Below are 8,861 nucleotides of genomic sequence, written 5' to 3'. Positions count from 1 at the left end.
CATGCCGAGTACTACCGTTTTTAACCGCTGATACGGACTGGCAGGATGGACATGATGGACTTGATGGACTTGACTCTGACATTGCTTTAATCTGTAACAACCATCTAGATATTTTCCCTCATCCTTTCCTTTTTAGGACTACCTGGCTCAGAGCATACAACACCGACATTGAGGGATTAGGAAATAGATGCATGGCATCAGCAACTATCGGAGTTTTGGGAAATAGCCACTGTTGGACATTTGGTGCGATCGCCCCGAATAGGGAAGGACCAAGCATGATCCCCGCCAACATCTCTCCCACCACATCGGTTTGTCCTAAATAACGTTTACCGATATATGAAACGCCTCGGCAAACTGACAAAATCACAGTCAATTGCAACAGCAGCTTAAGCAGTAATTCCGAATTTGTCATAAATCCCTGCAATTTTGTATGGCTCAGACAATAAAAAAGTATCCTTGTGCAAGGATACTTGAATCATACAAAAAAGCAGAGAGGGTTCTTGATTCCCTCTTGGCTTTTTTTATTGCGGCGAGTCAAGTACGCGATCGATTAATCCATACTCAAGCGCTTCCTGTGAAGACATGTAATAATCACGGTTCATATCCCGTTCGATCTTTTCTAAGGGCTGTCCAGTACGTTTAGCATACTCAGAATTGAGCTTTTGACGAATCCGAATAATTTCCCTAGCCTCAATCTCGATATCTGAAGCTTGACCTCTCGTCCCACCCGATGGTTGGTGAATCATGATGCGGGCATTGGGGAGAGCATAGCGCTTGCCCTTTGCGCCAGCCATTAATAGATACGAACCCATAGATGCAGCTAGTCCGACGCAAATAGTGGTTACGTCAGCCTTAATATGCTGCATCGTGTCAAAGATCGCCAATCCTGCGGAGACAGAGCCCCCAGGAGAGTTGATATACATGTAGATATCCTTGGTTTGATCTTCCGAATCAAAGTACAGCATACGGGCAATCATCGAATTTGCCATCCCATCTGTAACTTCGCCACTCATAAACATAATGCGTTCTAGTGACAAACGCTCGTAGATATTGATCCACTGTGTGTAGGAATCACCAGGATAGCGATAGGGAACTCTAGGAACACCGATAGGCATGATTTTGAAATTGGTGGTTGATGGTTGGTGATTGACTTTAAGCTAATAGCTAATAACTAAACAAGAGCTGGAACGGCTTTCGGTAGGTCTTTGGTACTTTCAAGTACGCGATCGATCAAGCCGTATTCTTTTGCTTGTTCGGGAGTCATATAAAACATGCGATCCATGTCCTTAGTGAGGACTTCGGATGATTTTCCTGTAGTACGGGACAGGATTTTCAACATCGATTCGCGATTGGTCAGTACTTCCTTTGCCTGAATCTGTAAGTCAGAGGCTTGTCCTCTGGTTTGGCGACGGGCTTGGTGGAGAACGATCGTGGCATTGGGTAGGCTAGCGCGGAAACCTTTGGTTCCACTGGCGAGAATCATTGCTGCTGTTCCCATCGCCTGTCCGAGACAAATAGTATGGACGGGGGGCTTAATATAATTAAGGGTGTCACAAATGGCAAAGGCTTCGGTTTCAAAGCCGATCGCATCACCTGTGTACCATGATGTGCCTGTAGAGTTGATATACATGAAGATCGGTTTTTCAGGATCTTCGTATTGCAGGTAGAGAAGTTGAGCGATGAGCAATTCCGTAACATCGACTCCAAGCTGCTGTTTGTATTCGTCGGGAGATACAAGAGGCAACCCAAAGTAAATAATTCGCTCTTTTAATAATAGCGAAGGCAAGTCAGGCGGCGGTGTGCGTCCGTATGACGAATCCCCTGAATAGGCGGCTTGTGCGGCTTGGGGAACAGAGCGAGAAGGTCGATCCATGTTTATTCGTGTTAATGACACTAACATTGCTAGCTTATCACAGCGATCCCACTGCATTTGGAAACAATAGCCAAGTTTGAGGTAGGGTTAGCCGTCTAATCGCCAACAAGCAAGCGGCTTATTGAGTAACTGCTGTCGCCGTTTAGCAACGTATTAGCAACGTAGCCGCTATAAAATTTGGGACAAGAATTTTTTGGTGCGTTCTTCTTTGGGATTTTGAAAAAATTCTTCAGGAGTTGCTTCTTCAACAATTATGCCACCATCCATAAATACGATGCGATCGGCAACTTCACGGGCAAAGCCAACTTCGTGGGTAACGACAACCATAGTCATTCCTGAATCGGCGAGCGATCGCATTACATCCAGAACTTCGCGCACCATTTCGGGATCGAGGGAAGAGGTCGGCTCGTCAAAGAGCATAACTTTGGGCTGCATTGCCAAGGCTCTGGCGATCGCTACTCGCTGTTGCTGTCCGCCCGATAGCTGTAGAGGATATTTGTGAGCCTGTTGCGAAATCCCAACCCTCTCTAGCAATTGGGTGGCTACCTCTGAAGCTTTGGTCTTTGACCACTTGCGTACCCATGATGGAGCAAGGGTGATATTTTGCAAAACCGTAAGATGGGGAAATAGATTAAATTGCTGAAATACCATGCCAACTTCGCGTCTAATCGCGTCGATATTGCGATGATTGGCAGGTGACAGCTCAAATCCATCCACGAAGATTTTGCCCTGTTGGTATTCCTCTAAGGCATTAAAAGTTCGGGTAAATGTCGATTTTCCCGAACCAGAGGGTCCCATAATTACGACGACTTCCCCACGGTTTACCGTCAGACTCACCCCTTTAAGAACGTGAAAGCTGCCATACCACTTATGTACGTCTTGAGCAATAATCATCGGCTCTGTCATGGATGGCTTGGAATCTATGGTTTCTTGCATGATGTCTTGAGTCTGCTTCTTACTGGTTTATCGTCTAATACCAAATCACAAAATGGCGTAGCCATTTTGTGATTTTAAAACCCTTACTGGGTTTGGTTTTCAATTCCCAAAAGTGTAGCCACACTTTTGGGAATTGGTATAAGTCCCTAAAGCTTGACCAAGCTGTAGTCATTTCGAGCTTGCATATTCGAGCTTGCATATACAAACTTGCTACAGTTAGTCGCAAAACTTCTATAGTCATAGATTATACCAAAGGTCAAAATGGCTACGCCATTTTGACCTTGGAAAACCCTTGCTGGGATTGGTTTTCAATTCACAAAATGTTGTCACACTTTCGTGAATTGGTATTAAGTAGCTAGGCATAAGTAAACTTAAAACCTAGAAGAGCATACCGCTCGCGCAGCGGGCGGTATGCTTTCTGTTTTTGGTTTTTAATTATGCTGAACTACTTATCTCATGGGGGCTAAAGGTTGCCTTGGTAAACTACACGGGCATCTACACCGATCGCCGATCGCATCAGTGTCTTTAATACTTCAGCCCGATCTCGATCGGGATAGCCTTGCACCATAATAATATTGCCAAATCGCGAAGGAATAATTCTGGCACTAGGGACAGCACTGCGTACCCGATTGAGAACGTCATCGTCGGCAGAGGGAATCACAACTAAATAGGGGGTCGTATCCTTTGCTGGTGGCGGCACTAATGCGGCTAGTTTGGCATTGTAGGGAACTGGGTAGGGAACTGGAGTTTGGATAACGGTAGGCGTGGTAGGCGTAATGGGGGGAGTTTGGGCTGGGGGATCGTTAGGAATAAATTGCGATCGCGGCGGTGTAACTGGTTGAGGTGGAATGACGGGGATCGGATCGCGATCGATCAGTATTTCATTAGGGTTTTGAGAAACCTTTGATGATGGAGTTACGGCTACCTTGCCTGAATTATTGGTTGGAGGAATGGTCATCACGCTTTGATCTGGGGTCGTTTGCGCTGATGTCGTCTGAGTAGAGGTGAGTTGACTAGAAGTGACTGCTGGTACTTCTGGTAAAGGCTCAATAAAGATACTGCTCTTGGATGGGGCTAGGGCAGTCGGGGGCGTAACGGGACGATTAAAACTAGATTGGGGCGATCGCGTAATTTCGACGCTATCGAGCCCTGTATTACCATTGTTGCTGCCTGTATTGGTATTAACAGCAGTTGGATTACCAGTAGCGCTGTTGCCATTAACGATGGGTAATGCTGATGCAGTCGCAGGGACAAAGGGCTGAGTTGGCGTTTGTGGAGCAGGTGCAGTGGGGGCTTCTCCGACAAAGGCAATATCGCCAGCAATTTTAGTAGGATCGAGTTCGTTCCCTACCGCAACTTGTGTAACTCCAGAATTATTATTCAAGTCTTTCCCAAGGTTATTGCGAAAGATATTTTTGCCGAGGCTGGCAGAAGTACCTAAGTCGGGCGTAGGATAGCCCTTACGATCTTTGAGGATCACCACTCCATTCCGCTGACTGTCAGTAATTAAGTTATTGCGTAGGGTGGGAGCCGATAGATTAGAAATAATAATTCCATCGGTATTATTGAGAATATTGTTATTGCTCACGGTTACCCTTGATTTCTGACCGATCGCCAGTCCAAACCCCGTACTCTCAAAAGTATTATTGCGGATATCGCCCGTACTACTACCCACAGCAGAGAGTCCATTTGCCCCATTTTTCTTGAAGAGGTTATTGTCAACGATCGCCTCGGCATTGCCCGTTAAAAATAGCCCTTCGCGATCGCTATTTATAAAAGTATTATTACTAACTACTACCTGCCTACTCGACTCAACCCAAACTGCTGTTCCCCTAGTATTAGGATTCGTAATCGTTAATCCTTCAATACGCGCACCATTGTCAGTAAGCACCGTAATATTTTGACTGGCAAAGGATGGACTAATAAATTTGCCTCCTCCCTTAATTACAGTATTCATACCGCGCACTGTTGGCTCACCCCGAAGGGTTACACCTGCGGGGATTCTCAAAGGAAACTCTTCACCAGTCTCGGCACTGTAAACTCCCTGTTGTAGCTGAATTACTGTCCCCGTGATCGGTTTATTGGCTAAAGCTGTGGTAATGGATGAGTAGGGATTATTGGGCGAACCGTCTCCCTTAGGATTAGGATTGGGGGAGACATAGATTAACGGGGCTGTCTGTGGTAATGGGTTGCCGTCCTGTTGACTGATTTTCCAAGCAGGAATCGGCAATGGATATGCTGGGGGCAATATTGCCAACACCGTTATGCTTGTGGCGATCGCGCTGAAGAAAATAGGCTTGCATCGCATACAGAATATCCTCATTAACCAACAGATAAAATCACATCAAAAATATGCGATTGTGCCAATCAAAATACACGAAAATTCAACTACTTGCAAAGTTATAGCTGTCGCCAAGTTTACCAGCACAAAAAAACAAGAAAAAACCCAAGAATTGATGGGCGGCGCGGAGCGCCGCCCATCAATTCTTGGGTTTTGAGTAGCTGCGGAAGCGAAGATCAAGCGATCGCAGGAATGCAGATTTAGAAGCAGAAGAGATAGAATAAGGATTATGTTTACCATGTCTTAACCTAATGTCAGACACACTTATGGTGGAAGCATTGCCGAGCCTATTGCCGATCTTAGCGATCGCGCCAGCCCAACTGTTACGGGGAAACGGAATTTTATCGCAACTCCCAAAATATCTATCTCGTTACGGGAATAAAGCTTTAGTAATTGCAGGGGAGAAAGCCAAGCAAGCCACCGCCAGCCATTTCGGAAACACTACTCTAGAAATCATCTATGCACCTGCGATCGCCGATTGTACCGATGCAAATTTAGCAATATTGCGCCAAATCGTTCAGCAGGAAAAGCCCGATGTGATTGTGGGTGTCGGTGGTGGCAAGGTATTAGATACGGCAAAATTGATCGCCCATCAGAGTCAATTACCGATCGCGACCGTTCCCACTACGGGCGCAACCTGTGCTGCATGGACGGCTTTGAGTAATGTCTATGACGAGCAAGGAGCCTTTGCCTACGATGTAACCCTCGATCGCTGTCCCGACATCATGTTTGTGGACTACGACGCGATCGCGACTGCGCCCAAACGCACTCTCGTTTCAGGAATTGGCGACGCGATTGCTAAGTGGTACGAGTCATCGGTCAGCAGCGGCAGCAGCCAAAAAACAATGGTGATTGCAGCCGTTCAAGAAGCAAGAATTCTCCGCGATATTTTGTTTCAAAAGTCAGCCGAGGCGATCACCAATCCCCATAGTGACGCATGGCGCGAAGTTGTCGATGCTTCCGTATGTTTGGCAGGAGCGATCGGCGGTATCGGAGGCGCAAGCTGTCGCACTGTGGCGGCTCATGCAGTTCACAATGCCCTCACCCATCTCCATCAAACCCACGGCACATTACATGGTGAAAAGGTTGCCTATGGTATTCTCGTCCAGCTTCGCTTAGAAGAATTTCAGGGCAATCAACTAGCGACAACATCTCGCCATCAATTGCTGAAGTTTTATGAAGAGATCGGTTTGCCAACCTCTCTCACCGATCTGGGCTTGAACCAAGTTACCCTTGCTGAATTAGAGCAAATTGCCGCGATCACTTGTCAGCCCAATTCCGATATCCATCGTTTACCCTTCACGGTTTCCCCCAGTCAAGTTCTGGCAGCAATGGTTTCCACAACCAGTCCCATTACCGCCACTGTTTAAATAAAAAGTTAAATAAAAAGCCTCGCTTAGCGAGGCTTTTTATTTGCTTAGCGAAGGCTGGGTAATTCAATCGCGATCGCCTGTTGTTGCATTTTTTTGAAGACGTTATAAAAGCCATTGGCGCGGGATGGCGTGAGGCTAGCGACTAAGCCTGTATCTTTAATAAAGTCGGGGGTAAGCAACTCAATTTCCTTTTGCGTTAAGCCACCCATACAGACCGATAACAAGCCGACAAATCCTTTACTGATCAACGCATCCGAGTCCCCTGCAAATACAACTCGTTCGTTGGCATCTAGTTTCGCTACCACATATACCTGTGATACACAGCCCTGTACTTTATTTTCAGGGGTTTTGAGAGTTTCGGGAAACGCTTCGAGTTTCTTCCCGTATAAAATTAGTTGCTCATAACGTTGCTTCGGATCGGATAGCCTGTGAAATCGCTGGACAATGCGATCGATGGCTTCAGGTACATGGGTCGGGCTTGACATTAGCTTTGGAAATATTTGGAAATGATTTTCAAGATTTAGACAGAAAATCTGAGAGCTATTCCAGTTTAAAGGATCTGATCGCATCTTGTGGGGCGATCGCCTAAAATCCGTCATCACAAATTAGCAAAGCGATCGCAGTTGATATAAATCTAAGGGTAAAGTTTTTGCAATATTAAAGCTTGTCTGATCATTAAACGCTTGGGTTCATTTAGCTTCAATAAAAATATTGTAGTTCTGCCAATAGTAGTTTTTCCTAAAATATAGCCTTGATCGATTTGAAAATGTTCGTTCCATTCGTGCAATCGAGGATTAAATAGAACTGTAATTTGTTTGGTAATTGGATCAATACTGGTTAAATCTGAGCCTTTATAACGATTACATGGTAAGCAAGCTAGTACTAAATTTTCTTCGGTTGATAATCCGCCATACTTAACGGATGTGGCATGATCCACTTCATGCCTATAAATGGAGAAATCTTGATGGATTAGGCAATATTCACATTTTCCATCTGCGCGAACAGTTACTAATTGTCTAAGCTGATTGGAAATATAGGAGGTCATGCTGAATGCGAAATACTGGGATTTTGGGTTCGTATTGAGGCGTAGGATCGGATTTTTAGCATGGTCATTAAAACATCAAGCTGTTCGTAAAGATTAAGTTCAGCTACTTCAGAGGGGAGCAGATTTGAATCTCGGTTCTTTTGTAGAAGTTCCTGTAGGCGAGTTTGCGATCGCTCAGAAACTTTGAAGTTAGCAATCTGTTCGGATGTGGGACGATTTACTAAAAAGTCAATAATTTCTAGGTAGGTTGGGAAGTCTGTAGATAGGGGATTACTAACCAATTCGGTGCTAGATGTAGATTCGTTGAGGAGTGAGGTGTTGATTAAACGTGCAAAAATTTCTGAGATTTGATTTTGATATGGGGCTAGCCTTTGGGCTAATTCGTCTGGAATGTCGATGGTTAGCTGTGCCATTTGTGTTGGATTGTTTTGGGCTGCAATGGTTACATTATAGGCAAATGTTTGAATGGCGCGATCGCCTATATCCATCATCACAAATTAGCAAGGCGATCGCTTCAAAGAAACCAAAGATCGTAAATTAAGCTAATGTAGATACAATATAGATACATTGACGGTGATTTTTATGACTGCCGCGATCGCGAAGTGGGGTAATAGTTTAGCTGTACGCATTCCGCAAGCTATAGCTGAACAGGTGCAAATTCAGGCTGGAAGCGAAATCAATATTGAGATTATTGATGGCAAGATTGTTTTGACTCCGCATCGACGTAAAAAATACACTCTAGATGAATTGCTGGATGGGATGACCTCCGAGCATCTCCATGCCGAAATTTCTACGGGTGCTTCTGTTGGGAATGAAGCATGGTAAAGCCATACATTCCCGATCGTGGTGATATTGTCTGGCTAGATTTCGATCCACAGGCTGGACATGAACAATCTCGGCATCGTCCTGCTTTTGTAATTTCACCGATCGCCTATAACCAAAGGTCAAACTTGGCTCTGATTTGTCCGATTACTTCTAAAACTAAGGGATGGAAGTTTGAGGTTCTACTCACAGATACCAAGACTAAGGGAGTGATTCTTGCGGATCAGATTAAGAGTTTAGATTGGCAAGCGAGAAGGATTGATTTTATTGAGAAGGTTTCTGTAAATATTATTGATGAAGTTATCGGCAAAATTGAAGCGTTATTAACCTAAATCCATCATCACTAATTAGTAGGGCAACCGCACACGTTTATGAATAAATAACGAAACAAAGAAGGCAAAGTAAAATGACCAATATAAATTAAAAGCAAAAAAGTGCCATGTCTTCTACAATCAGCCCAGTCGCATTAAT

11 protein-coding genes are annotated in these 8,861 nt (G+C 44.8%); 3 read left to right on the top strand and 8 right to left on the bottom strand.

The features are described from left to right. Positions 1-118: 118 nt before the first annotated feature. The 5 genes from PSE7429_RS19005 to PSE7429_RS23880 form a co-directional block, all read right to left on the bottom strand. Positions 119-412, bottom strand: coding sequence for a sodium/hydrogen exchanger (locus PSE7429_RS19005; protein WP_009628956.1), 294 nt, complete (start codon positions 410-412; stop codon positions 119-121). A gap of 109 nt (positions 413-521) precedes the next feature. Beyond that, complete coding sequence (locus PSE7429_RS19000) at positions 522-1,115, bottom strand: ATP-dependent Clp protease proteolytic subunit (RefSeq protein ID WP_009628955.1); 594 nt, start codon at positions 1,113-1,115, stop codon at positions 522-524. Between the two features lie 56 nt (positions 1,116-1,171). Then, positions 1,172-1,873 carry an ATP-dependent Clp protease proteolytic subunit gene (locus PSE7429_RS18995; RefSeq protein WP_040689568.1) on the bottom strand — a complete coding sequence of 234 codons (702 nt, stop codon included), beginning with the start codon at positions 1,871-1,873 and terminating at the stop codon, positions 1,172-1,174. 168 nt (positions 1,874-2,041) lie between these two features. Then, entirely contained in the window at positions 2,042-2,809 is a 768-nt protein-coding gene (locus tag PSE7429_RS18990; protein ID WP_009628953.1) for an amino acid ABC transporter ATP-binding protein, read from the bottom strand. Positions 2,810-3,272: 463 nt separating this feature from the next. Beyond that, positions 3,273-5,117 carry a DUF1565 domain-containing protein gene (locus PSE7429_RS23880; protein ID WP_009628952.1) on the bottom strand — a complete coding sequence of 615 codons (1,845 nt, stop codon included), beginning with the start codon at positions 5,115-5,117 and terminating at the stop codon, positions 3,273-3,275. 284 nt (positions 5,118-5,401) lie between these two features. Here PSE7429_RS23880 and PSE7429_RS18970 point away from each other — a divergent pair, with 284 nt between their 5' ends. Then, positions 5,402-6,520 (top strand): iron-containing alcohol dehydrogenase family protein, encoded by a 1,119-nt coding sequence (locus PSE7429_RS18970; protein WP_040689563.1) that lies wholly within the window; start codon positions 5,402-5,404, stop codon positions 6,518-6,520. A gap of 47 nt (positions 6,521-6,567) precedes the next feature. Here the strand turns inward: PSE7429_RS18970 and PSE7429_RS18965 are convergent, their stop codons facing one another. The 3 genes from PSE7429_RS18965 to PSE7429_RS18955 all read right to left on the bottom strand — a co-directional run bounded on the left by PSE7429_RS18965 (position 6,568) and on the right by PSE7429_RS18955 (position 8,059). Next, positions 6,568-7,008 carry a SufE family protein gene (locus tag PSE7429_RS18965; RefSeq protein ID WP_009628950.1) on the bottom strand — a complete coding sequence of 147 codons (441 nt, stop codon included), beginning with the start codon at positions 7,006-7,008 and terminating at the stop codon, positions 6,568-6,570. A gap of 149 nt (positions 7,009-7,157) precedes the next feature. Further along, a complete protein-coding gene (locus PSE7429_RS18960; RefSeq protein WP_009628949.1) occupies positions 7,158-7,568 on the bottom strand; it encodes an HNH endonuclease in 411 nt (136 codons plus the stop codon). Then, entirely contained in the window at positions 7,565-8,059 is a 495-nt protein-coding gene (locus tag PSE7429_RS18955; protein ID WP_009628948.1) for a hypothetical protein, read from the bottom strand. Before PSE7429_RS18955 ends, PSE7429_RS18960 begins: the two co-directional genes overlap by 4 nt. A 91-nt stretch (positions 8,060-8,150) precedes the next feature. On the opposite strand from PSE7429_RS18955, the gene PSE7429_RS18950 reads away from it, so the two are divergent. Further along, complete coding sequence (locus PSE7429_RS18950; protein ID WP_009628947.1) at positions 8,151-8,393, top strand: AbrB/MazE/SpoVT family DNA-binding domain-containing protein; 243 nt, start codon at positions 8,151-8,153, stop codon at positions 8,391-8,393. Further along, on the top strand, positions 8,387-8,722 hold the full coding sequence (gene mazF / locus PSE7429_RS18945) for an endoribonuclease MazF (RefSeq protein WP_009628946.1): 336 nt from the start codon (positions 8,387-8,389) through the stop codon (positions 8,720-8,722). Before PSE7429_RS18950 ends, mazF begins: the two co-directional genes overlap by 7 nt. Positions 8,723-8,861 lie beyond the last annotated feature (139 nt).

It is taken from the genome of Pseudanabaena biceps PCC 7429 (assembly GCF_000332215.1).
Taxonomy (GTDB): domain Bacteria; phylum Cyanobacteriota; class Cyanobacteriia; order Pseudanabaenales; family Pseudanabaenaceae; genus Pseudanabaena; species Pseudanabaena biceps.
The sequence above is the reverse complement of the archived record's forward strand: the minus strand, read 5'-3'. Positions and strand labels throughout refer to the sequence as shown.